The sequence below is a fragment of the Flavobacterium sp. AK-345 genome (assembly GCF_058310175.1).
This window is the reverse complement of sequence record NZ_JBZEER010000004.1, coordinates 134,994-158,353: the sequence shown is the minus strand read 5'-3', so window position 1 is coordinate 158,353 and position 23,360 is coordinate 134,994. Positions and strand designations below refer to the sequence as shown.

Here is a 23,360-nt window from a genome sequence, read left to right as displayed (position 1 = left end):
ATTTATTAGGAATTCGGACTTTCAGTTTTTCTTGTTTTTTTGAAGTTCGATTCAGAAACCGGATTATAATTTCTTACTTTTGAATCTGCATTTAATTTAATTGGTTTGAAAAATAATATTTTAATTGGTTTTGTGTTTTTACTGCTTGTTTCCTGTAGCAAAACAAAAGAGCCAATTGTATCTTTTTATTATTGGAAAACTATCTTCAAATTGTCTGAAACCGAGAAAGAGGTTTTGAGGGAAAACAACGTCACGAAGCTTTATATTCGCTATTTTGATATTGGTTTACATCCCGAATCTAAAGAACCAATTCCGATAAGTCCGATACATTTTCAGGAAAGTATGAATGGTTTTGAAGTTGTTCCGGTTGTTTTTATCAAAAACAAAGTTATGCTGCAAACTAATCTTGATATTGAAGATTTAGCTCAAAAGACTTTTCGTTTGGTTGAAGAAATAAATGCAAAAAACAAAATTGTATCTCAGGAAATTCAAATTGATTGCGACTGGACGCTTGAAAGTAAAGGGAATTATTTGAAGTTTATTGAACGGTTTAAGAAACTTTCGCATAAAAAACTTTCCGCAACAATACGATTGCATCAGGTTAAATATTTCAAAAAAACCAAAATTCCAAATGTAGATTCCGGAGTTTTAATGTACTATAATATGGGTTCAATTGCGCCCGATGCGGAAAATTCTATTTACAGCTCTAAAATTGCCGAAAGGTATCTTAAAAGTTTAAAGAAATATCCGTTGCATCTTGATTTTGCTTTGCCCATTTATTCCTGGGGAGTTCATATTCGAGATGGAAAAGTGATAGGTTTGCGTTCCAAATTAAATGTAAGCGAACTTAAAAAAGATAAAAACTTCGAGCAAATTGATGTAATATTCTTTAAAGTAAAAAAATCCAATTATAAAAATGGAGTTTTTTATGAAGAAAACGATAAACTCAAAATAGAAGCCATTTCTGCAGAAGATTTAAAAGAAATGGCACAAGAGTTGGATGAAAATTTAGCTCAGACACCAAACGAAATTATTTTTTACGATTTAGATGAATTCAATATAAATACCTATGAAAAGAATATTTTTAAACAAGTTGTTTCTTATTTCTAGTGCTTCTTTCCTTTTTGTTTACGGAATAATTTATGCCTGCGCTGGTGGTGACGACTGGGATTTTTTTAGTTACAACTCCAATTTTACGCCCGAAACTTTTACGGATAAATCATATACGCCGCTTTTTTTATCGGGAGATATTTTTTACGGGATTGGTTTTGATACACAGCACAATTCCAGATTTAATGAAGATATAAAATCAGACTGGGAAAATTATCTAAAGGGAAAAGCAGATGCTTCAACGGTAAGCTATTTTTTGATTGGAGAAGAAACACCAATGTATTCATCTGAGAAAAAAACACCTCTGAATAAAACCGATATTACGCAGCTTCATGTTTTTTTGAAAACTAAAAAAGACAATCCGACTTCTTTAAAATGGGGAAAGAAAATCAATTTGAAAGATGATAAAGTGAAGAGCTTTATCGAATTTTTGTATTTGGCACAAAAAATAGAAACCGTTTCTATAGGAGAAGATTACTGGAGTTATGATCCGGTTGTGGCCAAAACTTTCAATGATTTTAAAATGATTCAGTCTATTGAAAATGTTTACAATACAACCAAAGATATGTTTTTGCAAAACAGATATTGGTTTCTTACCATGAAAGCCTATTTCTATAGCAGTAACAAACAAAAAGCGATTGATTTTTTTAATAAAACAGAAAAATCAGTTCCTAAAAATATATTGTATTATCGTGGACTTTCTTATGTTGCGGGAATAAAATACAAACAGAAAAAATACTCAGAATCTAATTGTCTGTATGCACAAGTATTTGACAAATGTCCGGAATTGAGAATTGTTACGGCTTATAGTTTTCATCCGCAAAATGATGCCGATTGGAATAAATCGTTGTTTTTGGCTAAAAATAATAGCGAAAAAGCAGCACTTTGGGCAATCCATGGATTTTATAAAGAGGAGAAGAAAGCGATCGCTAAAATTTATGAACTTGATCCAAAAAGTGAGCATTTGAATTATTTGCTAACCCGATTGGTAAACGGGCAGGAGCAAAGCATTAATAATTCGTTTGAAGAAAATGCCAAAGATAATCTTCCGGCAAAAAAACAAACTGTCGCCGAAAACAAGGAGCTGAATAAAAGTAAAATCGATAAGGCTGCATTTGATGTAGTTGCTAAAATTGCTGCGGCAGGAAATACCAATAAACCTTATTTATGGGATATCTCGTTAGGATATTTACAAACGTTAAAAGGCGATTATGCAACAGCAGAAACTAACTTTGACAAAGCCGAAAAAACAATGCCTAAAACTGAGTTGGCAAAACTTCAATTAAGGCTGCTTCGTTTTGTAAACAATATGAGCAAGATTGATAAACTTACAGATAAAAATGAAAAAACAATTTTAACCGATTTGAACTGGCTCTATCAGGAGCTGCCAAAAACATATAAAGGGCAGGAATTCCGATATCAAAATGCAGCGCAGTGGAGTAAAAATTATTTAGCATCGCTTTACAGAGCAAAATCAAATCCGGTTATGGCAGAATTATTTGGTGATACTCCGGATAATTATTGGGGTCGCGGAAATTCTTTTTATGACAATGAAAAGAATTTACTGGATATGAAAGCGTTTTTGGCTAAAACAGATAAAACAGAAATCGAAAAAATAGCGGCAGGAATTTATAGTTTGAAAGTAAAAGATATTAGCAATTTTCAGGCAGTTCAGGCAACTTTTAAAAATAAAATTCCGGAAGCAATTGGTTTTATTCAACAAACAGATTCTGTTCAGTATTATCAATTTTTAGGAAATCCGTTTAACGGAAATATAAAAGATTGTCACGATTGTGATCATTCGGCTTATCAAAAAAAGAAATATTCTCAATTGGATTTTCTAACCACAATAAAAGAAATGCAGGATAAACTGGCTCAAAAAGAAGATGTTTATACAAATAGTTTATTGTTAGGAAATGCTTTTTATAATATCACACATTTTGGAAATGGAAGAACTTTCTATGAAATAAGTATTGTAGGTTACGGTTCAAGTCCCTATTCATTTAGAGATTCGATGAAAAAAATGATTACAAATTGTGATGTGCCGAAAATGTATTATCAAAAAGCATTAGAAGCGGCAACGACAAAAGAACAAAAAGCAAAATGTATTTACATGCTGGCAAAATGCGAGCGCAACGAATATTACAACACTAAATACAATAACGTAAACAGCTGGTGGGAAATTCAGGATGACAAAGTTAATTTTATCGCCTGGAATGGATTTAAAACCTTGAAAAAGGATTATTCTGATACAAAATATTATCAGGATGTGATTTCGGAATGCGGTTATTTTAATACTTATATTAATCAATAATAAAAGCAAATGGTAAATAAGATTGAACATATAGGAATCGCAGTAAAAAATATTGAGGAATCAAATATCTTGTTCGAAAAGTTATTAGGTGTTCCTTCTTATAAATCAGAAGAAGTAGAAAGTGAAGGCGTTTTAACTTCTTTTTTTCAAACGGGAACCAATAAAATTGAACTTTTGATGGCGACAAATCCAGAAAGTCCAATTGCGAAGTTTTTGGAAAAAAAAGGAGAAGGAATTCATCATATTGCTTTTGATGTTGATGATATTGTTGCAGAAATAGAACGGTTAAAAAGCGAAGGTTTTGTGCTGATTAATGAGGTTCCTAAAAAAGGTGCCGATAATAAATTGGTTGTTTTTTTACATCCGAAGAATACAAATGGCGTTTTGGTAGAGCTTTGTCAGGAAATTAAATAAAAAAACTTGGTTTTGGTTTTTAAATAAGATATTGAAAATCAATTGTGTTTTTAACATGAGTGGATATGATTTTAAATTAAATGCAAATCAAGCCTCAAAATATTTGGAGTGAACGAAAAATAGTAGTAATATTGCATCCTCAAACCGGTCCTATAGCTCAGCTGGTTAGAGCACCTGACTCATAATCAGGTGGTCCCTGGTTCGAGCCCAGGTGGGACCACAGTTTTAGAATAAGCCTTTACAGAAATGTAAGGGCTTTTTTTGTGAAATAAATTCAGGCTAATCAGATCAAAAAATTAGGGAATTATTATGCAATGGTATTTAAAAAACTCATAACTCTGAATTGGATCTTTGAAAAGAGCTGTCAATGAAATTTGAAATTTATTTTATGGAATAAATAGTATTTATGAATTTTGAAGCCTGAAAGAATATATTATTGTCTTATTATATTTATAAATAGGTTATCATAAAACCAAAAGTGAAAAATATTCGTAAATACAAAAAAGAGCAATAGGATATGTTGTAATACATGATTTGTTGACATTTAGAAAAAGAACACAAAAAATCACAAAGTTTTGCTTAAAAACCTTGTATTTAAGACAAAATCTTCTACATTTGCCGCTGTAATAAAGCGTAAAAGATTGTTTTTGTGCGAATTATAATAAATAAAGTTGAATTTAATAATATATACTATTGTTTTTCAATACGTTAAGATTTATGAAAATAACAAAGACTGTTTTATTAGCATTTTTAATAGCCTTGATAAATGTATCAAGTGTTCTGGCAGATGGAACTCCGCCTGCGCCAACTAGTACTAATAGAACCTCGGCAATTCCACCACCACCTGTCGATGGGCCTATTAATGAATATTTAATAGTTTTGTTAATATGTGGTTTGTCTTTTGGAATACATACGATATACAGATATAATTTAAATAAAAAAGCTTCAATATAAATTGAAGCTTTTTTATTTTTATGACACATTTGAAATTTTATTTGTTTATCGCGTAAAGCCTTGAAATATATTTTCCTACGACGTCGAATTCCAGATTTATTTTTGTCCCAACCTTAAAGTTTTTGAAATTTGTATTTTCAAAAGTATAAGGTATAATCGAAACACTAAATTCGTTGGTTTTAGAATTTACAACTGTTAAACTAACTCCGTTTACAGTGATCGAGCCTTTTTCGATCGTAATGTTGTTGAGGTTTTTATCGTATTCAAAAGTATAATTCCAACTTCCGTTTGCTTCTTCAATTTTAACGCATGTTCCTGTTTGGTCGACGTGGCCCTGAACAATATGTCCGTCAAGGCGATCGCCGAGTTTCATGCCTCTTTCAAGATTTACAATATCGTTTACCTGCCATTCTCCAATATTTGTTTTTAAAATCGTTTCATCTATAGCGGTTACAGTATAAAAAGAGTCTTTTATGGCAACGACCGTCAGACAAATTCCGTTGTGCGAAACGCTTTGGTCAATTTTCAATTCATGTGTAATTGAAGAGTCGACTGTTATGTGAAGATTGTTTTGGTCTTTTTGTATTTCGTGAATCCTTCCTAGGGTTTCTATAATTCCTGTAAACATTGTTGTTTTATTTTACTAAATTTGCACATCAAAATTAGTAATAAATAATCTGAGCTCATGAATAAAAAAGCAGAAAATATAATTGTTGGAATTTCAATAGGAGATTTAAACGGTATTGGAAGCGAAGTTATATTAAAAACATTCGAAGATTCTCGTATGTTAGAACTGTGTACGCCGGTTATTTTTGCAAATGCCAAAATTCTTTCTTTTGTTAAAAAAAGTTTTACTTCAACGGTTCAATTTCACGGTGTAGATAAATTAGATCAGGTCTTGCCGGGAAAAGTAAATGTGTATAATTTATGGAAAGAAGGAGTTGATATTAATTTAGGGGCAAATGATGAGAAAATAGGAACCTATGCCATAAAGTCATTTGTTGCAGCTACAAAAGCGTTAAAAGAAGATTTAATTGATGTTTTAGTTACAGCTCCCATCAACAAATACAATATTCAGTCCGAAGAATTTAAATTTCCGGGACATACAGATTATTTAGGTCAGGAATTAGAAGGAAATGCCCTGATGATGATGGTTCAGGATAATCTTAGAGTAGGGTTGTTGACAGATCATGTTCCTTTAAGTGAGGTTTCTTCTCATTTAACAGAAGAATTAATTACAAGAAAAATCGAAACAGTAAGAAAATCGTTAATTCAGGATTTTAGTATTGTAAAGCCAAAGATTGCTGTTTTAGGATTAAATCCCCATGCAGGTGATGGCGGAGTGATTGGGAAAGAAGATGATTTGGTTTTAAAGCCGACCTTAAAGAAAATATTTGATTCGGGAACAATGGTTTTTGGTCCTTTTCCTGCAGATGGTTTTTTTGGAAGCGGTCAATATGAGAAATATGATGCTATTGTGGCAACATATCACGATCAGGGATTGATACCTTTTAAGACATTGTCATTTGGAAAAGGAGTTAATTATACTGCGGGATTAAATAAGGTAAGAACCTCGCCAGATCATGGCACAGCCTATGATATTGCAGGAAAAGATATGGCAGATTACAATTCGTTTAAGGAAGCAGTTTATCTCGCGATTGATATTTTTCGCTCGCGTAATCAGTATGAGGAGATTAGCGAAAAACCTCTTAAAATAAAAGAAAAACAGTTATAAACAAAAAAAGGTGAATAAGATTATTAGTTTTACAATAATTTTATATCTTTGCACCCCAATTCGGATATCTAGTTTAGATATGAAGAGGACAAATTGATGTTGAAATGAGCAAAACAAAAGAATTTTTAATTCCATTTATTGGATTAAAGCTGGGAAAACACCATTTTGAGTATCAAATAAGTAATGCGTTCTTTGAGAACTTTGATTACGACGAATTTCAAAGTTCGGATATCAAAGTGAGTTTAGTTTTAGATAAGAAAAGCAACATGTTAGAGTTGGAATTCAAACACAAAGGAACTGTAAATGTACCTTGTGATCTAACAGGCGAAGATTTTGATCTTCCTATAAAAGGGAAAATGAAATTGATTGTTCGCTTTGGAGATGAATTCAATAATGATAACGAAGAGCTTTTAATTCTGCCGCATGGTGAGCATGAAATAGATGTTGAACAATACATTTATGAAATGATTGCGCTTTCGGTACCGCTAAAACGAGTTCATCCTGGAGTTAAAGACGGAACTTTACAAAGTGAAGCTTTAACCAAACTGAATGAATTAAAAGTAAAAGAACAAAAAGAAGAGAGTAAACAAGAAGAAGATATTGACCCGCGTTGGGACAAACTAAAGAAACTATTAACGGATAAATAATATAGTAAAATGGCACATCCTAAGAGAAAAATCTCGAAAACAAGAAGAGATAAGAGAAGAACACATTATAAAGCTACTGTAGCTCAAATCGCTACATGTCCTATTACTGGAGAAGCACATTTATACCACAGAGCTTACTGGCATGAAGGTAAAATGTATTACAGAGGGCAAGTTGTTATCGATAAATCTGAAGCGGTTGCTTAATACGTTTTTGTAAATTATACTAGAACTCTCACATAGTGAGAGTTTTTTTTGTTGGTTATAATTTTCGGTTTTTAAGAAAATAGATACAAATTCGCTTCGTTTTTTTTTGTACTTTTCAAGTCTTTTAAAAATTTTTCAAATAATAATATTTGGAAGGAAATAATAGAATATAATGAATACAATCACAGCCGCAATTACCGCTGTTGGAGGCTATGTTCCAGACTTTGTTCTTTCGAACAAAGTATTAGAAACAATGGTAGATACCAATGACGAATGGATTACCACTCGTACCGGAATTAAAGAAAGAAGAATTCTTAAAGATGCTGATAAAGGAACATCGTTTCTTGCTATAAAAGCAGCACAAGATTTAATCGCGAAAGCTAATATCGATCCGTTAGAGATAGATATGGTAATCATGGCAACAGCTACAGCAGATATGCCGGTAGCCTCTACAGGAGTTTATGTTGCTACACAAATTGGAGCTACAAATGCATTTGCATATGATTTGCAAGCCGCATGCTCAAGTTTCTTATACGGAATGTCAACTGCTGCAGCATATGTGCAGTCAGGTCGATACAAAAAAGTACTATTAATTGGTGCCGATAAAATGTCATCAATTGTAGATTATACAGACAGATCAACTTGTATTATTTTTGGAGATGGAGCAGGAGCTGTTTTATTCGAACCAAATTATGAAGGCTTAGGCTTGCAAGATGAATACCTACGAAGCGATGGGCAAGGACGCGACTATCTTAAAATCCCTGCCGGTGGTTCTTTAATACCTACTACAGAAGAAACCGTAAAAAACAGACAGCACAATATTATTCAGGACGGGAAAACCGTTTTTAAATTTGCTGTTACCAATATGGCTGATGCAAGCGAATTGATCGTAAAAAGAAACAATTTGACTAATGAAGATGTAAATTGGTTAGTGCCTCATCAGGCAAACAAACGTATTATTGATGCAACTGCAGGCAGAATGAATCTTGATGATTCTAAAGTGTTAATGAATATCGAAAGATATGGTAATACAACTTCAGCTACTTTGCCATTAGTACTACACGATTTTGAACACTTATTGAAAAAAGGAGATAATATTATTTTTGCCGCTTTTGGTGGAGGATTCACTTGGGGATCTATCTATTTGAAATGGGCTTACGATAAAAAATAAATTAAAACTAAAAACGAATCATTATGGATTTAAAAGAAATTCAAAACCTAATCAAATTTGTAGCAAATTCGGGAGTTGCAGAAGTAAAGTTGGAAATGGATGATGTAAAAATCACTATTAGAACAACTTTGGAAGGAAACGTTACTGAAACTACTTATGTACAACAATTGCCTGCTCAAGCGCAATTACCACAGGCAGTTGCTCCTCAACAAGCTCCAGCTGTTGTAAATGTAACTAGCGAGGTATCTGCTCCAGCTGAAGATTCGAAATATATTACTATAAAATCACCAATCATTGGTACTTTTTATAGAAAACCATCTCCGGACAAACCAGTTTTCACTGAAGTAGGAAGCACTATTGCAAAAGGTGATGTTCTTTGTGTAATTGAAGCAATGAAATTATTCAACGAAATCGAATCAGAAGTTTCAGGTAAAATTGTAAAAATTCTTGTAGACGATATGTCTCCTGTAGAATTTGACCAACCTTTATTCTTAGTTGATCCATCATAAATAAATTTAGATTTTAGATTTTAGATTTTAGACTGGTTCGCAATAGAAATTTTGTTAATCATCTAAAATTATCTAATGATCGAATTGTCTAATTATCTAATTAAAGTAAGATGTTTAAAAAAATATTAATTGCGAATAGAGGAGAAATTGCACTTCGTGTAATTCGTACATGTAAAGAAATGGGAATCAAAACTGTAGCAGTTTACTCTACAGCCGATGCAGAAAGTCTACATGTTAAGTTTGCTGATGAAGCGGTTTGTATTGGTCCTCCTCCAAGTAACTTATCGTATTTGAAAATGTCAAATATCATTGCCGCTGCCGAAATTACAAACGCAGATGCAATACATCCAGGATATGGATTTCTTTCTGAGAATGCTAAATTCTCAAAAATTTGTCAGGAACACGGAATCAAATTTATTGGTGCCGCTCCTGAAATGATTGACAGAATGGGAGATAAAGCTTCTGCAAAAGCAACGATGAAAGCTGCAGGGGTTCCATGTGTACCAGGTTCTGAAGGATTGTTAGAATCTTTCGAACAAACACAAAAATTAGCTAAAGAATTTGGTTACCCGGTGATGCTTAAAGCAACTGCTGGTGGTGGTGGAAAAGGAATGCGTGCTGTCTGGAAAGAAGAAGAGTTATTAAAAGCTTGGGAAAGTGCACGTCAGGAAGCTGCTGCAGCATTTGGAAATGATGGTATGTACATGGAGAAACTTATTGAAGAACCACGTCATATCGAAATTCAGGTGGTTGGAGATTCATACGGCAAAGCATGTCATCTTTCTGAAAGAGACTGTTCAGTACAACGTCGTCACCAAAAACTAACTGAAGAAACTCCTTCACCATTCATGACGGATGAATTGCGTACTGCAATGGGTGAGGCTGCTGTAAAAGCCGCTGAGTTCATTAAATACGAAGGTGCAGGAACTGTAGAATTTTTGGTTGATAAACACAGAAACTTCTACTTCATGGAAATGAATACACGTATCCAGGTAGAACACCCAATCACAGAGCAAGTTATTGATTATGATTTGATTCGTGAGCAAATTATGGTGGCTGCCGGAATTCCGATTTCAGGTAGAAACTACTTACCGGAATTACATGCTATCGAATGTCGTATTAATGCTGAAGATCCTTATAATGATTTTCGTCCTTCACCAGGAAAAATTACTACGCTTCATATGCCGGGTGGTCACGGAGTTCGTTTAGATACTCACGTATATTCTGGTTATACTATTCCGCCAAATTACGATTCGATGATCGCTAAATTAATTACTACGGCACAATCTCGTGAAGAGGCTATCAGCAAAATGCGCAGAGCTTTGGATGAGTTTGTTATCGAAGGTGTTAAAACAACAATACCTTTCCACAGACAATTAATGGATGATCCGAGATATATTGCAGGGGATTATACAACTGCATTTATGGATACTTTTAAAATGAAACCCATAGAAGAATAATAAAAAAGGCTGTCAGATTTGGCAGCCTTTTTTTGTTTTACATCATGTCGCAAACCCGATGGGAGTTTTTAAAACCTGTCGGGTTTTGTGTAATGAAATCTACCATATAAAATCTGACGTTTCTAAATTCCTCAATTATATCGCATTTTAATTATAGCCCGTGATTTCAACCACGGGAGACGCGTTGGGAATAATAATGGTGATCATTATTGCGTTCCAACGGTTGAAACCGTTGGCTATGTTTATAGCATTGTGTAAAGGTTATAGGTTTTGATAATCATTTTTCATAACAACCCCGACAGGTTTTTAAAACCTGTCGGGGTTACTTTTTATATGGTAAACACATTTTGTGTATACTTTTTATACACAATATCATTGAATTACACACTTTTTTAATTTATTGATTTTTGGCACATTTCCCTAAATCCCTTTAAAAACAGGCTTTTACAGAGATTAAGCGATTATCATTTTGTTACGGCATAATTATTTCATTATCTAAAGCGTAAACAACTATTAACTATTAAATATATACACATTATGAAAAATTTATTTTTATCAGCCGCAATCGTTTTGGGAAGTTTAACATCATTCGCTTCAACTTCACCAATTTCAAATACAATCGTAAAAACAATTTCTATTCAGGACGAATACACAGAAATTAAAGTAGAGGAAGTTCCTGCTGCAATTACAGATGCTTTGAAAAAAGCTTATCCTGATGCAGTACTTTCAAAAGCATACAAAAATGCAAAATCAGAATATAAATTGGATGTTACAGTAGGTGACAAAGTTGGTTCTCTTTATGCTAATGCAGACGGAACATGGATTAAAAAATAATTTAATAGACTTTTATGTTTATTCAAATTAAGAATACTAAAATAAAATTACAAATATTAAAATATGACTATTATGAAAAATCTATTTTTATCAGCCGCAATCGTTTTGGGAGGTTTAACATCATTTGCTTCAACTTCTCCAATTTCAAATACAATCGTAAAAACAGTAACTATTCAGGATGATTATACTGAGATTAAAGTAGTAGAAGTACCAGTTGCAGTTACGGATGCACTTAAAAAAGCATACCCGGATGCAGTACTTACAAAAGCATACAAAAATACAAAATCTGAATACAAATTAGAAGTTACCGTAGGAGATAAAGTAGGTTCTCTTTATGCTAACGCAGATGGAACTTGGATTAAAAAATAAAAATTATATCTGATTTACAACAGATTACTAAAAATTAACGTTATTACTTAAAATATATTATTATGAAAAATTTATTTTTATCAGCCGCAATCGTTTTGGGAGGTTTAACATCATTTGCTTCAACTTCTCCAATTTCAAATACAATCGTTAAAACAATTTCAATTCAGGATGATTATACTGAAATTAAACTTGAAGAAGTACCGGCGCCTATAACAGAAGCTCTGAAAAAAGCTTATCCGGATGCAGTACTTTCAAAAGCATATAAAAACACAAAATCTGAGTACAAATTAGATGTTACTGTTGGAGACAAAGTAGGTTCTCTTTATGCTAATGCAGACGGATCTTGGATTAAAAAATAAGTCGACTAACCAACGACTTAGGTTATAAATTACACTAAAAAACTATTATTATGAAAAAGTTAATATTATCAGCGGCAATTGTTCTGGGAACATTGTCGATGCAAGCAGGAAATACTGTCGTTTTAAATTCAAATATTAAAACAGTAAATTTTCAAGACGAATATAAAGAAATCGACGCTGTTCCGGCAGCAGTTAAAACATCTTTAGATAATGCTTATCCAGGCGTAAAGCTAGAAAAAGCATATGTAAACGCAAAGAAAGAGTATAAAATCGAAATTAGCGTTAGAGATGTTAAGTCTATTGTTTATACAGACGAAAAAGGAACAATCCTTAAAAAATAATATAAATTAACATCAACCCAAACAACAATCACTATGAAAAAGTTACTATTATCCACAGCAATCGTTTTAGGAAGTTTAACTGTAAATGCAGCTACTGTTCCGTTAATAACAAATTCAATGAATCAATCAGTAACTATTCAGGATGAATTTACTGAAGTTAGTGCTGATGCTGTGCCTGCCGCAGTAAAGTCTACGGTTGAAAAATCTTTTCCGGGAACAAAACTTGAAAAAGCATATGTTAACGAAAAGAAAGAATATAAACTTGAAATCTCAAAAGGAGATCAAAAGTATACTGTATTTGCAGATGCTGAAGGAAACATCATTAAAAAATAATTATCATGAAAAAGATTGTCCTTTCAGTAGCGATCGTTTTAGCAAGCTTATCTATTTACGCAACCACAACTTTACAATCTGAAATAGTGAAAAGTGAAGTTGCTATACAAGCCGAATATACAGAAATCAGCGCCGATGCGGTTCCTACGGCTGTTAAAACAGCCTTGGAAACTGCTTACCCGGGAGCGAAAGTGGTAAAAGCATATGTAAACGATAAAAAAGAATACAAACTAGAAATATCGGTAAAAGACCAAAAGGCTACTGTTTTTTCAGATGTCAATGGTAACTGGTTAAAAATATAATTAGGTGAATTAGATTTATGTTTTTGGTGAAAAAGAGATTGTTGGGAAACAATCTCTTTTTTTTTGCAAAATTTTATGAAAATACAACTTTAATAGTATTATTTTAGCAGAAAAGTCCCAAAAAACAGATGCCAAATATATTATTAATAGAAGATGACATTTCATTTTGCAAATTATTAGAACGATTTCTATTAAAAAAAGCATATGAAGTAACTATTGCATTCTCAGCAGAAGAAGCACGATTAGCGATCAAAAAAGAATCTTTCGATTTGATTTTGACAGATCTTCGTTTGCCTGATTCTGACGGTATCGGACTTATGAAAGAAATTAAGGATTCTTACCCCAATATTCCTGTAATTTTAATGACGGGATATTCAGATGTTAATACAGCAGTAAAAGCCATTAAAAATGGTGCTGCCGATTATATCTCAAAACCTTTTAATCCTGATGAGGTTTTATTAGTAATTACAAATGCCCTACAAAGCGAAACGGCAACAGAAGAAACTCCTTCAAAAGAAAAAAAAGCACCAAGAAAACAAACAACTTCTTCTGAAAATGAATTTGTAAAAGGAATTTCTGTTGCTTCAAAAAAATTGCTCGATCACATTCAATTGGTAAGCCCAACTGACATGTCTGTTTTAATCATCGGCGAAAGCGGAACAGGAAAAGAGATCATTGCCAAAAGCATTCATCAGCAAAGCAATAGAAAAAATAATAATTTCATAGCGGTCGATTGTGGCGCAATTCCAAAGGAATTAGCCGCAAGTGAATTCTTCGGGCATTTGAAAGGATCTTTCACCGGAGCTATTAGCGATAAAATGGGCTATTTTGAGGCTGCTAACGGAGGAACTCTTTTTTTAGATGAAATAGGGAATCTGTCCTACGAAAATCAAATACAGCTTTTAAGAGCGCTTCAGGAACGTAAAATCAAACCTGTTGGGAGCAATAAAGAAATTAATGTTGATATTCGAATCATTACTGCAACTAATGAAGATTTACGAGAAGCCGTTAAAAACGGTGATTTCCGTGAAGATTTATACCATAGAATTAACGAATTTTCAATTCAGTCTCCATCATTAACAGACAGGGGAGAAGATTTAATGGTTTTTGCCGATTATTTTTTAGAGAAAGCCAATCAACAACTGAACAAGGAAATTATCGGATTTTCGCCGGAAGTGGTCGATATTTTTCAAAAATACAGCTGGCCCGGAAATTTACGCGAATTACAAAACTGTGTAAAACGCGCCACATTATTATCTCGTGGTGATTTTATAGAAAGCGATGTTTTGCCTGCGGAGTTTTTTCAAATCCAGAAACAAAGTTCAAATGCGGGTAATTTTTCATTGTCTGAAAATGAAAAAGAAGCCATTATTTATGCCTTATCAAAAGCGCAAAATAATAAATCTGAAGCAGCAAAATTGCTTAAAATTACCAGAAAAACACTTTACAATAAATTGAAGCAATACAACATCGATTAAACAATTTCTTGTTTTAAAGATGTGAAAAGAGTTTCGGTCTTGATTTTTAAGCTTTCGAAAATATTTTCTAAACCTTCACTTTCTAAATCTTTTCTTTCCAGGTTTTTAAGAATATTCCCAATTTCATTTGCCTGAATTTGCCTGAACATTGGCGCAATCCTGTGAGCAATTGTATTGATTTCTGCTATATTTTGTTGCGATATCGCTTTTTCTAAAAAGACCATATTTTCATCTGTACTTTCAACAAATGATAGGATGACATCTTTTAGTGCATCATCGTCATTTCCTAAAAATTCTTTTAAAGTTTCTAATGAATAGAATTGAGTTGAATTTGGCTCAGCTTCATTAACTTCAGTAGTTGGAATATCTTTGTTTTCTAAAATATGCTGAATAGTCTGTAGTAATACTTTTGGCGAATATGGCTTTTTAATTACAGTCGTAAATCCTGCCTCAGTGTAAACTGATAAATCCAGGTCGGTTCGCCCTGTAAGTGCAATTATCGGCTGGTTTTTATAGGTTGAAAAATTATAGTTTCTCAATTTTTTAATAAACGTAAAGCCGTCCATTTCCGGCATTTGAATATCAGTAATAATAAAATCGAAATTCGTGTTTGAAACAGCTTCTAATGCTTTTGTAGCTCTGTCAAAAGATAAAACTTTATGTTTTTCCTGTTTTAAAACGCCGCTCGTTAAATTCAATAAATTGATGTCGTCGTCGATAACAATAAAAGTAAATTTTTTATTGTTGAGAAAAACAGGTTTTTTAATTTCAGGAATTGCATTCTGACTGGTGTCAAACAATAATGGCAGTTTAATTTCAAAAGTACTTCCTTTTCCAAAAGTGCTTTCAAGATTTAAAGTTCCGCCCAGAATCGATATTATTTTTTGGCAAATTGCCAGACCCAGGCCAGTTCCGCCATATTTCTTTTCGATGTTTTCATTCGCCTGAGCAAATTCTTCAAAAACCAGTTTCTGATTTCCTTTTTCAATTCCTATTCCTGAATCTTCAATTGTTATAATAAAAAAAGGATCTTCAATATCTGCAAAAGCACTTATTTTTATAAAACCTTCTTCAGTAAATTTATAAGCATTTCCAATAATGTTGCTCAAAATTTGTTTTAAGCGGAAAGGATCTCCCACTACTTTAGTGTTCAGCTTTTCATCAACATTAATAATCAGCTCAATATCTTTTTGTTTATAAACCGTCTGAATATTTTTGGCAACATCTTCAATAATTTCAGGTAAGTAAAACGGTACCTTTTCGATTGTGATTTTTCCGGCTTCAATTTGAGAGAAATCCAATAAATCCTGAACCAATTGCGAAATATATTCAGATGAATTTTTAATGTTTTTTACAAAATAGGATTGCTTGGAGTTTACATCAGAATTCCCTAAAAGTTCCGTGTAGCCAACAATTGTACTTAATGGTGTTTTTAAATCGTGACTTACTGTCGAAATCAATTGTTCGCGGCTTTTTAGCAGATTTTTGGTTTTAAAATTCGCAATCTCAAGCTGTTTTTTATACAATTGCGATTTTGAATAATCACTAACAATTAAAACCGAGAAAAACAGCGTTAAAATCAAACCAATTATAGCCGAAGCCGTAACGATTTCATTGACCTTTTTTAGTGATTTTTCTTTTAGTGAATTATTTTTAATAGAGTTAATGATGATTTCTCTCTCGATAATTCGAAGCACTTTTCGAAGTTGTTCCGAAATTGCAATCTCATTTTTCAAGAGTTTGTTTTCTTCAAAATTCAAAGACTCTTTTTTCTTTTCTGCTTTTAGTTTTACATTACTAAGCAGTTTTTTTGAATTGGCCAAAATAGAATCCGAAGCTTGTTTGCTCAACGTATTGGTGCTGTCATCGGGAATATTTTGATTAAGGTAATCAACATATTTCTGCAATACATTTCGCTGATAATTACCAAGATCATTTGGATTTTTGGTAAAATCCTGAAGTTCTAATTTACGCAGTTTAAACTCCATTTTGGTAATCTCGTCAATCGCCGTATTTACCGAAACTTCGTCTTCTGCTTTATTTTTTATCGTTTTTAATTGTCTTATGTTTTCTGTTTTTTCAGACAGTAAATAATTTACACTATCCAATAAAACTTTTTGATACTCTGTAGTAACAATTTGTTTTAAAGTATCAATCCTGCATCGTAACGAATCTGTTTCAGTAAGATAACTTTTAAAATCACTTTCTGAATTGGTCTGAATTGTTTTTCTGGCGAGACTTTCAGTTTTATAAACATTCGAAAAAAGTTTGCTGACCCTTAGAATTTTTGTTTTTTCGAAAGCAATCTTGCCTTCAAGTTTATTGTACACCACATTCTCTGAATACAAAAACCATCCAACAGTAACAACTAATCCCAATAAGGCAATATAACTGAAGAGGACTTTTATTGCAGTGTAACTTCTTTTGCTCTCCATAGGCTGTAATTGCTGGTATTTTTAAAATTGAAAGTATTGCAATTTATTTAAAATTTTCTGATTTTCAAGTATAAAATCATATCAATATGTTATATAATTGTAATATGAATTTACAAAAAAGCCATCTATTTTTGCCGACTAACAAAGTTGAATCTGCAAAAATAGATGGCTTAATTTATTTATTTAATAGATTAAAGCGTTTCGCTCAGCCATTTAAAAAATTCTCCCTGCCAAACCTGAGCATTTTGTGGCTGTAAAACCCAGTGATTTTCTTCTGGAAAATAAACCAATCTGCTTTTAATTCCGCGAAGTTGTGCAGCCTGAAAAGCTTCTTGTCCTTGCCCAATTGGTACACGGAAATCTTTTCCTCCCTGAAAAATTAAAATCGGTTTATTCCAGTTTTGAACCAAAGTTGCCGGATTAAAAGTAGTGTAAGCTTTTTGAGCCACAGCATTATCTTTTTCCCAATATGCACCTCCAAAATCCCAATTGTTAAAGAAAACTTCTTCAGTAGTTCCTAACATACTTACCGTATTGAAAACGCCATCGTGAGCTATAAAAGTTTTAAAACGGTTGTTATGAATTCCGGCTAAATAAAACACTGAATATCCGCCATAACTTGCACCAACACAACCTAAACGACTTTTGTCTACATAATTTTCTTTGGCAACATCATCAATCGCAGAAAGGTAATCATCCATAACCTGTCCGCCCCAATCTTTACTAATTTGTTCGTTCCATTCAACACCGTGACCTGGCATTCCTCGACGGTTTGGTGCTACAACAATATAGCCTTTTGCCGCCATTAAAGAGAAATTCCAACGGAAAGAATACGATTGTGTCAACGCACTTTGTGGTCCGCCTTGACAGAATAATAAAGTTGGATATTTTTTTGAAGCATCAAAATTTGGAGGTAAAATTACCCAAACCAACATTTTTTTGCCATCAGTTGTTGCAACATAACGTCTTTCGGTTTTGCCTAACGCCAATGTTTTATACGTTTCGGTATTTACATTTGAAAGTTGTTTCCAGGTATTTTTCTTCAAATTATAAGAGAAAATTTCCGGAGCGTGATTCATATCATTTCTTGTTACGATAATATCATCGCCAGAAAATCCAACTAAATCATTTACATCAAAATCACCATTTGTAATTTGACGAACCTGAATTGCAATTCTTGTTAAACCCGGAAAATTGACAACAAAAAGTTGTTTTGTACCATCAACAGGAGCAACAAAATAAACATTTTTGCCATCTTTGCTCCAGATAAAATTATCTACAGTTCCGTCCCAATTTGCCGTTAGGTTCGTTTTGATTCCTTTAAACTCAACAATAATATCATTTTTGTCAGCCTCGTAACCATCACGTTTCATTTGCAGCCACGTTAAATTTCCTGTCGGAGAAAATTGCGGAGCCGTATCGTAACCCAGATTATCTTCGGTTCTGTTAGTCGTTTTTTGAGTTTCTAAATTATACTCATAAATATTCGTGTTTGTAGAAACAGCATATTCAGTTCCTGCTTTTTTCTTGCACACATACAAAATACTTTTTCCGTCTGGAGACCAGATATAATCTTCGTCACCGCCAAAAGGTTTTTGCGGAGAATCAAAAGTTTCACCTTTTAAAATATCAATACCTTTTGCGCCTTCTTTATTTTCTTTATAAAAAATGTGGTTAAATTTTCCTTCATTCCACGTATCCCAATGACGGTAATCTAAACCATTATAAATCTGAACGTCAGATTTTGTTAGGTTAGGATAATAATCTTTACCTAAAACCTTGTCAATTTTCACCTCTTCATTATACACTAAAAATTTTCCGTCAGGCGAAATATTTTTGTCTTTCAAAACCTCTTTAGTATCTTTAATTTCAGTTGCATTTCCACCATTTACAGGAATCGTGTAAAATTTAGAATGCGATTTGTTTTCTTCAACAGAAGGAGTTGAAACCTTAAAAACAATATTTTTTTCATCTTTCGAAAGCCCAAGTGCCGACACTCTTCCTAACTTCCATAACAATTCCGGTGACATTACATTCTGTCCGATAGCATTTAAACTCATCATTATTAAGGTTGTAAATAATACTTTTTTCATAATAAAATTCTAATTTTTGTGGAGCTAAAAGTACGGATTTTAAATTCCAACTTTTAAATTCCAAATTCCAATTTAATGTTAAACTTACCATCTTGCACACCTTATTGTCACCCTGAGCGTCCCGAGACTTCGGGAGAAGGCTTAAGTGTATGAAAAGGGCTTCTCCCGAAGTCTCGGGACGCTCAGCCTGACATAGTGAGAAATAAAGTTTAAATCGAATTTTACTCCCATAATTGGAATTTGGAATTTTAAAATTGAAATTTATTTTTTGGTACAAAAAATCATTATTTTTATAAAAAATTGCCAAATGGATTTAAGTTACTGGGAACTCAAAAATTGGTTCACCAACGTTGATTATACAATTGTTGGAAGCGGAATTGTAGGATTGCATGCGGCATTACGCTTGCGCGAAAGATTTCCGGAAGCTAAAATTCTAGTTTTAGAAAAAGGAGCATTACCACAAGGCGCGAGTACGAAAAATGCCGGTTTTGCCTGTTTTGGAAGTCTTTCTGAAATTTTAGAAGATTTAAACACACACTCAGAAGAAGATGTTGTGCAATTGATAGAGAAACGCTGGCAGGGTTTGCAATTACTTCGAAAAAGACTTGGGGACACGGCAATAGATTTTAAACCTCATGGCGGATATGAATTGTTTCTAAAAGAAGATGAAAGAGTTTTTAATGAAGCTGTAATGCGTTTGCCATTTATCAACGAAATTTTAAAACCCATTTTCAAGAGTGATGTTTTTGCCAAAGAAGTCGACCGATTTGGATTTGAAAACATTCACGAATATTTGATTTTTAATCCGTTTGAAGCCCAAATCGATACCGGAAATATGATGCAGGAATTGCTGAAACAAGCCGTTGCTGCAGATATTCTAATTTTGAATAAACAAACTGTAACAGGTTATGCCGATTTAGGAAATCAGGTTGAAATTGCTCTTGGCGATTTTAGTTTTAAATCTCAAAAAATACTTTTTGCCACAAATGGTTTTGCCAATGCTTTGACCAAAGGAGAAGTACAGCCAGCCAGAGCGCAGGTTTTAATTACCGAACCTATTAAAAATCTGGATATAAAAGGAACTTTTCATTTGGATCGCGGTTATTATTATTTCAGAAATATTGGCGACAGAATTTTACTTGGCGGAGGAAGAAACCTCGATTTTGAAGCAGAAAATACAACCGAATTTGGTGAGACCAAAATTGTACAAAATAAGTTGGAAGATTTACTTAAAAATGTAATTTTACCAAATCAGGATTTCCAAATTGCACATCGTTGGAGCGGCATTATGGGAATCGGAAACAGTAAAAAACCTGTTGTTTCGCAACTGTCTGAAAACGTGTTTTGTGGAGTGCGTTTAGGCGGAATGGGCGTTGCAATAGGAAGTTTAATAGGAACAGAATTAGCAGATTTAATATAATGGCAGTTAAAAAACCCGCACCAAAAAAAACAACAACCGCAAGTAAACCAAAACCAACAGCTAAGAAAAAGGGAAATCGTTCTTTTGGCGAAAAAGTAAAATGGTTTTTTATTAAACTGATGTTATGGTTTTTCGGACTCTCAATTGGATCCGTGATATTTTTTAAATATATACCCGTTCCTTTTACGCCATTAATGTTAATAAGGGCTATAGAAAATAAATTAGGTGGTAAAGAGGTTTATTTTGATCATGATTGGGAACCAATAGATAAAATTTCGATGAATTTACAAAAAGCCGTTATCGCAAGTGAAGACGGAACTTTTTTATCACACAATGGTTTCGATTTCAAGGCACTTCAAAAAGCATATAAAAGCAACGAACGCGGACGCCGAATTCGTGGTGGAAGTACGATCTCACAACAAACGGCCAAAAATGTATTTTTATGGCAGGGGAAAAGTTATTTCCGTAAAGGCTTAGAAGCTTATTTTACCGTTTTGATAGAAATTATCTGGGGCAAAGAACGCATTATGGAAGTGTACCTGAACAGTATTGAAATGGGCGATGGTGTTTACGGAGCTTATGCGGCAACAGAACATTGGTATCGTCGCGATGCTTCGAGTTTAACACCAATGCAGGCTGCCGGAATTGCTGCGATTTTACCAAATCCAAGAAAATTTAAAGCAACGGGATCTTCCAGTTATATAAACAGACGTAAAGAAAGAATTGTTCGTGAAATGCGCGCCGTAGGAAAAATAAATTATGATGGGAAGTAAAAAGATTGTTTTTGCATTCCTGATATTAACAACTACGTTGACTTTTGGACAAGGAAAAACTAAAGAAATAGGTTTTATCACAGATAATGATTTATATACATCGTCTAAAAATGACATGTATTATACGAATGGTTTGGAGCTTTTTTACCGATTTTTATCGAAGAATGAAAATAAAAAAATCAACAAGAAAATAACTGAGTTTCGTGTTGGTCAATATATTTATAATCCGAGGTATATTAATATTGAAGCTCGTAACCGTAACAACCGTCCGTTTGCCGGTTATCTTTTTGCCGAAGCGGGGAGAAGTTTTTTTTACCAATCTGAGTCAGTTTTAAAAACCGATTTTCAGTTGGGTTACATGGGGCCAAATGCTTTTGGAAGACAAATGCAGGAAGCTTTTCATCATACTATTGGATACAAAGAAGTTTTTGGTTGGGAAAATCAGGTTCACAATGCATTAGGTATTCAGGCGCATGCTTTGTATTCGAAGAAATTACTTAAAAATGAACCCAATGAATTTGCCGATCTTCACTTTCAGACAGAAGCAAATGTTGGAACAATTTTCACGGGAGTTTCCGCAGGTTTTTTAACCCGACTAGGTTTCAAAAAATTACTCCCAATTTACGATTCTAATTTGCACGATGCTTCAGTAAGTTCGCAAACGCAATATAATGTTCGTGAATTTTACTTTTATGCTATTCCAAGTATCAATTACCAATTTTATGATGCTACAATCGAAGGGAGCATGTTTAGCAATACAAGTCCGGTAACTTTTGAATTGATTCCGTGGCGCTTTAATGCTGAATTTGGTTTAAAATATCGTCATAATAGCTTCAACATGTCTTACTCTTTTATTTATCATGGGAAAGAATTGGAAAGTCATGATATGAACGGATCTTTTTACGGGAGTATTCGTTTGGGGTATTTGTTGAAGTAGGTTTTTTAAACTAAAATTTTATTCTTGTTTTTCACATATTGTCATTTTGATAAAGGTGAAATCTTCACAAGGAACTCTGCAGAGTTTTTAAAACTGATGGTAAAGATTTGTAATTCGTTCAATTACCATTCCGTAAAAACAATAAAATGATTATCCGGATCAATTAGAAAAACTGCACTACCTCCCGGGAATTCCCATGGACCGGAGAATGTACCCGATGGCATTTTCATAGGATCTGATTCATTAGTTTTAGAAAGTTGATTCTTGATGAGTGTATCATATAATTCGGCGACATCTACTTCGTTTATTTCGATGTTCGTTTTATTGAGAGGCTTCTCCAGGATGCTTATTTTTAGTTCTATATGGTCTTCAATGGGCACAAAAAAAGTTTTGAACTTGTTTGTAAAAGTTTGGTTTTTGAGATTAAAAACTTTTTGATAAAAATGAAATGATACTTCTAGATCAGAACAATAAAGTGTGAAAGAAATTTTCATAAAATAGCTTAGGTTAAGTTAGTCAGGAATCTTTATTTGTCGTAAGTCTTCAAACAAATTTAAAAAATGATTCTTATAAAGCCTAAACAACTTAAGGTGATGAAAAAAACGAAATCTTCTGCTTCTAAAAAAATAAAAAAAACCGTATCACAATAAAGTAATACGGTTTTTTTGTGAAGAATACCGTCCCGAGACATCGGGAGAACCGGTCATCTTCCCGATGCATCGGGATACTCTAGCCTTTTGTTTTAATTAGGTTTTCGATATATTTTCTGCTTTTCATTTTTTTGATTTCTAATTCCCTTTGACATGCTTCACTTCGGGTAAGGAAAGTTTCAAAATATTTTAATTCCCAATCTTTAGCCACTTTTGTGTATTTACTTCTGCTATTCAAATGATCTTGTAAACGCTGTTCAATATCTTGACATGAACCAACATAGTATTTGTTAATTGTATTAGAGTATAGAATATAAGTGTAAAACATAACTATTATAAATAAAAATACCCAAACAGTTGTTTTAACTATTTGGGTATTTTTGTGAAATATTTGTGGAGAATACCGGATTCGAACCGGTCACCCCTTGCCTGCCAGGCAAGTACTCTAGCCAAATGAGCTAATCCCCCTTTTTTGTTTTGTTTGCTTTTGAAAATCGAATCGGCTGCCCTCCCGATCA

Annotated in this window: 25 protein-coding genes and 2 tRNA genes; 21 read left to right on the top strand and 6 right to left on the bottom strand. The window is 33.2% G+C overall.

Features of this window, described 5'->3' with window-relative positions; all coding sequences use genetic code 11:
- The first annotated feature begins 105 nt into the window (after positions 1–105).
- The 5 genes from AC4FQ3_RS09855 to AC4FQ3_RS09835 all read left to right on the top strand — a co-directional run bounded on the left by AC4FQ3_RS09855 (position 106) and on the right by AC4FQ3_RS09835 (position 4,792).
- Positions 106–1,110, top strand: a complete 1,005-nt coding sequence (locus AC4FQ3_RS09855; protein ID WP_491181729.1) for a hypothetical protein — start codon at positions 106–108, stop codon at positions 1,108–1,110.
- Complete coding sequence (locus tag AC4FQ3_RS09850; protein WP_491181728.1) at positions 1,070–3,424, top strand: hypothetical protein; 2,355 nt, start codon at positions 1,070–1,072, stop codon at positions 3,422–3,424. Before AC4FQ3_RS09855 ends, AC4FQ3_RS09850 begins: the two co-directional genes overlap by 41 nt.
- A 9-nt stretch (positions 3,425–3,433) precedes the next feature.
- Positions 3,434–3,838, top strand: coding sequence for a methylmalonyl-CoA epimerase (gene mce / locus AC4FQ3_RS09845; protein ID WP_491181727.1), 405 nt, complete (start codon positions 3,434–3,436; stop codon positions 3,836–3,838).
- Positions 3,839–3,984: 146 nt separating this feature from the next.
- Positions 3,985–4,058: transfer RNA gene (locus AC4FQ3_RS09840), tRNA-Ile, on the top strand.
- Positions 4,059–4,555: 497 nt separating this feature from the next.
- Positions 4,556–4,792, top strand: coding sequence for a hypothetical protein (locus tag AC4FQ3_RS09835; protein WP_491181726.1), 237 nt, complete (start codon positions 4,556–4,558; stop codon positions 4,790–4,792).
- 37 nt (positions 4,793–4,829) lie between these two features.
- Here AC4FQ3_RS09835 and AC4FQ3_RS09830 read toward each other — a convergent pair whose 3' ends face one another.
- The gene (locus tag AC4FQ3_RS09830; protein ID WP_042565558.1) at positions 4,830–5,420 is read right to left on the bottom strand and encodes a riboflavin synthase; all 591 of its coding nucleotides are present in this window, start codon (positions 5,418–5,420) and stop codon (positions 4,830–4,832) included.
- 57 nt (positions 5,421–5,477) lie between these two features.
- On the opposite strand from AC4FQ3_RS09830, the gene pdxA reads away from it, so the two are divergent.
- The 13 genes from pdxA (at position 5,478) to AC4FQ3_RS09765 (ending at position 14,534) form a co-directional block, all read left to right on the top strand.
- A complete protein-coding gene (pdxA, locus tag AC4FQ3_RS09825) occupies positions 5,478–6,527 on the top strand; it encodes a 4-hydroxythreonine-4-phosphate dehydrogenase PdxA (protein ID WP_491181725.1) in 1,050 nt (349 codons plus the stop codon).
- Positions 6,528–6,631: 104 nt separating this feature from the next.
- Positions 6,632–7,174 (top strand): YceD family protein, encoded by a 543-nt coding sequence (locus AC4FQ3_RS09820; RefSeq protein ID WP_042565560.1) that lies wholly within the window; start codon positions 6,632–6,634, stop codon positions 7,172–7,174.
- A 9-nt stretch (positions 7,175–7,183) separates the two neighbouring features.
- A complete protein-coding gene (rpmF, locus tag AC4FQ3_RS09815) occupies positions 7,184–7,378 on the top strand; it encodes a 50S ribosomal protein L32 (RefSeq protein WP_031455170.1) in 195 nt (64 codons plus the stop codon).
- Positions 7,379–7,550: 172 nt separating this feature from the next.
- A complete protein-coding gene (locus AC4FQ3_RS09810; protein ID WP_042565561.1) occupies positions 7,551–8,549 on the top strand; it encodes a beta-ketoacyl-ACP synthase III in 999 nt (332 codons plus the stop codon).
- Between the two features lie 23 nt (positions 8,550–8,572).
- A complete protein-coding gene (gene accB, locus AC4FQ3_RS09805) occupies positions 8,573–9,058 on the top strand; it encodes an acetyl-CoA carboxylase biotin carboxyl carrier protein (RefSeq protein WP_042565562.1) in 486 nt (161 codons plus the stop codon).
- Between the two features lie 110 nt (positions 9,059–9,168).
- Positions 9,169–10,518: an acetyl-CoA carboxylase biotin carboxylase subunit gene (accC, locus tag AC4FQ3_RS09800; RefSeq protein ID WP_042565563.1), complete on the top strand. Its 1,350-nt coding sequence runs from the start codon at positions 9,169–9,171 to the stop codon at positions 10,516–10,518.
- A gap of 537 nt (positions 10,519–11,055) precedes the next feature.
- Positions 11,056–11,352: a hypothetical protein gene (locus AC4FQ3_RS09795; RefSeq protein WP_042565565.1), complete on the top strand. Its 297-nt coding sequence runs from the start codon at positions 11,056–11,058 to the stop codon at positions 11,350–11,352.
- A 72-nt stretch (positions 11,353–11,424) separates the two neighbouring features.
- Positions 11,425–11,721 (top strand): hypothetical protein, encoded by a 297-nt coding sequence (locus tag AC4FQ3_RS09790; protein WP_073397614.1) that lies wholly within the window; start codon positions 11,425–11,427, stop codon positions 11,719–11,721.
- Between the two features lie 62 nt (positions 11,722–11,783).
- Entirely contained in the window at positions 11,784–12,080 is a 297-nt protein-coding gene (locus AC4FQ3_RS09785) for a hypothetical protein (protein ID WP_042565566.1), read from the top strand.
- Positions 12,081–12,130: 50 nt separating this feature from the next.
- Positions 12,131–12,421: a hypothetical protein gene (locus AC4FQ3_RS09780; protein WP_042565567.1), complete on the top strand. Its 291-nt coding sequence runs from the start codon at positions 12,131–12,133 to the stop codon at positions 12,419–12,421.
- 33 nt (positions 12,422–12,454) lie between these two features.
- Positions 12,455–12,754 (top strand): PepSY-like domain-containing protein, encoded by a 300-nt coding sequence (locus AC4FQ3_RS09775; protein WP_042565568.1) that lies wholly within the window; start codon positions 12,455–12,457, stop codon positions 12,752–12,754.
- 5 nt (positions 12,755–12,759) lie between these two features.
- Positions 12,760–13,056: a PepSY-like domain-containing protein gene (locus tag AC4FQ3_RS09770; protein WP_042565569.1), complete on the top strand. Its 297-nt coding sequence runs from the start codon at positions 12,760–12,762 to the stop codon at positions 13,054–13,056.
- A 128-nt stretch (positions 13,057–13,184) separates the two neighbouring features.
- A complete protein-coding gene (locus tag AC4FQ3_RS09765) occupies positions 13,185–14,534 on the top strand; it encodes a sigma-54-dependent transcriptional regulator (RefSeq protein ID WP_491181724.1) in 1,350 nt (449 codons plus the stop codon).
- On the opposite strand, the gene AC4FQ3_RS09760 is transcribed toward AC4FQ3_RS09765, so the two are convergent.
- Together AC4FQ3_RS09760 and AC4FQ3_RS09755 are read right to left on the bottom strand one after the other, a co-directional pair.
- Entirely contained in the window at positions 14,531–16,969 is a 2,439-nt protein-coding gene (locus AC4FQ3_RS09760) for a hybrid sensor histidine kinase/response regulator (protein ID WP_491181723.1), read from the bottom strand. The two genes, AC4FQ3_RS09765 and AC4FQ3_RS09760, sit on opposite strands and share 4 nt — an antisense overlap.
- A gap of 191 nt (positions 16,970–17,160) precedes the next feature.
- On the bottom strand, positions 17,161–19,062 hold the full coding sequence (locus tag AC4FQ3_RS09755) for a S9 family peptidase (RefSeq protein WP_491181722.1): 1,902 nt from the start codon (positions 19,060–19,062) through the stop codon (positions 17,161–17,163).
- A gap of 307 nt (positions 19,063–19,369) precedes the next feature.
- Here AC4FQ3_RS09755 and AC4FQ3_RS09750 point away from each other — a divergent pair, with 307 nt between their 5' ends.
- From AC4FQ3_RS09750 to AC4FQ3_RS09740, 3 genes are read left to right on the top strand one after another with little or no spacing between them, the layout of a single operon-like run.
- A complete protein-coding gene (locus AC4FQ3_RS09750) occupies positions 19,370–20,482 on the top strand; it encodes an NAD(P)/FAD-dependent oxidoreductase (protein WP_491181721.1) in 1,113 nt (370 codons plus the stop codon).
- Positions 20,482–21,255 carry a monofunctional biosynthetic peptidoglycan transglycosylase gene (gene mtgA / locus AC4FQ3_RS09745; protein WP_042565626.1) on the top strand — a complete coding sequence of 258 codons (774 nt, stop codon included), beginning with the start codon at positions 20,482–20,484 and terminating at the stop codon, positions 21,253–21,255. Before AC4FQ3_RS09750 ends, mtgA begins: the two co-directional genes overlap by 1 nt.
- Complete coding sequence (locus AC4FQ3_RS09740; RefSeq protein ID WP_491181720.1) at positions 21,242–22,192, top strand: lipid A deacylase LpxR family protein; 951 nt, start codon at positions 21,242–21,244, stop codon at positions 22,190–22,192. Before mtgA ends, AC4FQ3_RS09740 begins: the two co-directional genes overlap by 14 nt.
- Positions 22,193–22,314: 122 nt before the next feature.
- On the opposite strand, the gene AC4FQ3_RS09735 is transcribed toward AC4FQ3_RS09740, so the two are convergent.
- The 3 genes from AC4FQ3_RS09735 to AC4FQ3_RS09725 form a co-directional block, all read right to left on the bottom strand.
- Positions 22,315–22,572 (bottom strand): hypothetical protein, encoded by a 258-nt coding sequence (locus tag AC4FQ3_RS09735; protein ID WP_131494923.1) that lies wholly within the window; start codon positions 22,570–22,572, stop codon positions 22,315–22,317.
- Positions 22,573–22,921: 349 nt separating this feature from the next.
- On the bottom strand, positions 22,922–23,170 hold the full coding sequence (locus tag AC4FQ3_RS09730; protein WP_073397668.1) for a GIY-YIG nuclease family protein: 249 nt from the start codon (positions 23,168–23,170) through the stop codon (positions 22,922–22,924).
- 66 nt (positions 23,171–23,236) lie between these two features.
- Positions 23,237–23,310: transfer RNA gene (locus tag AC4FQ3_RS09725), tRNA-Ala, on the bottom strand.
- Between the last annotated feature and the right edge of the window lie 50 nt (positions 23,311–23,360).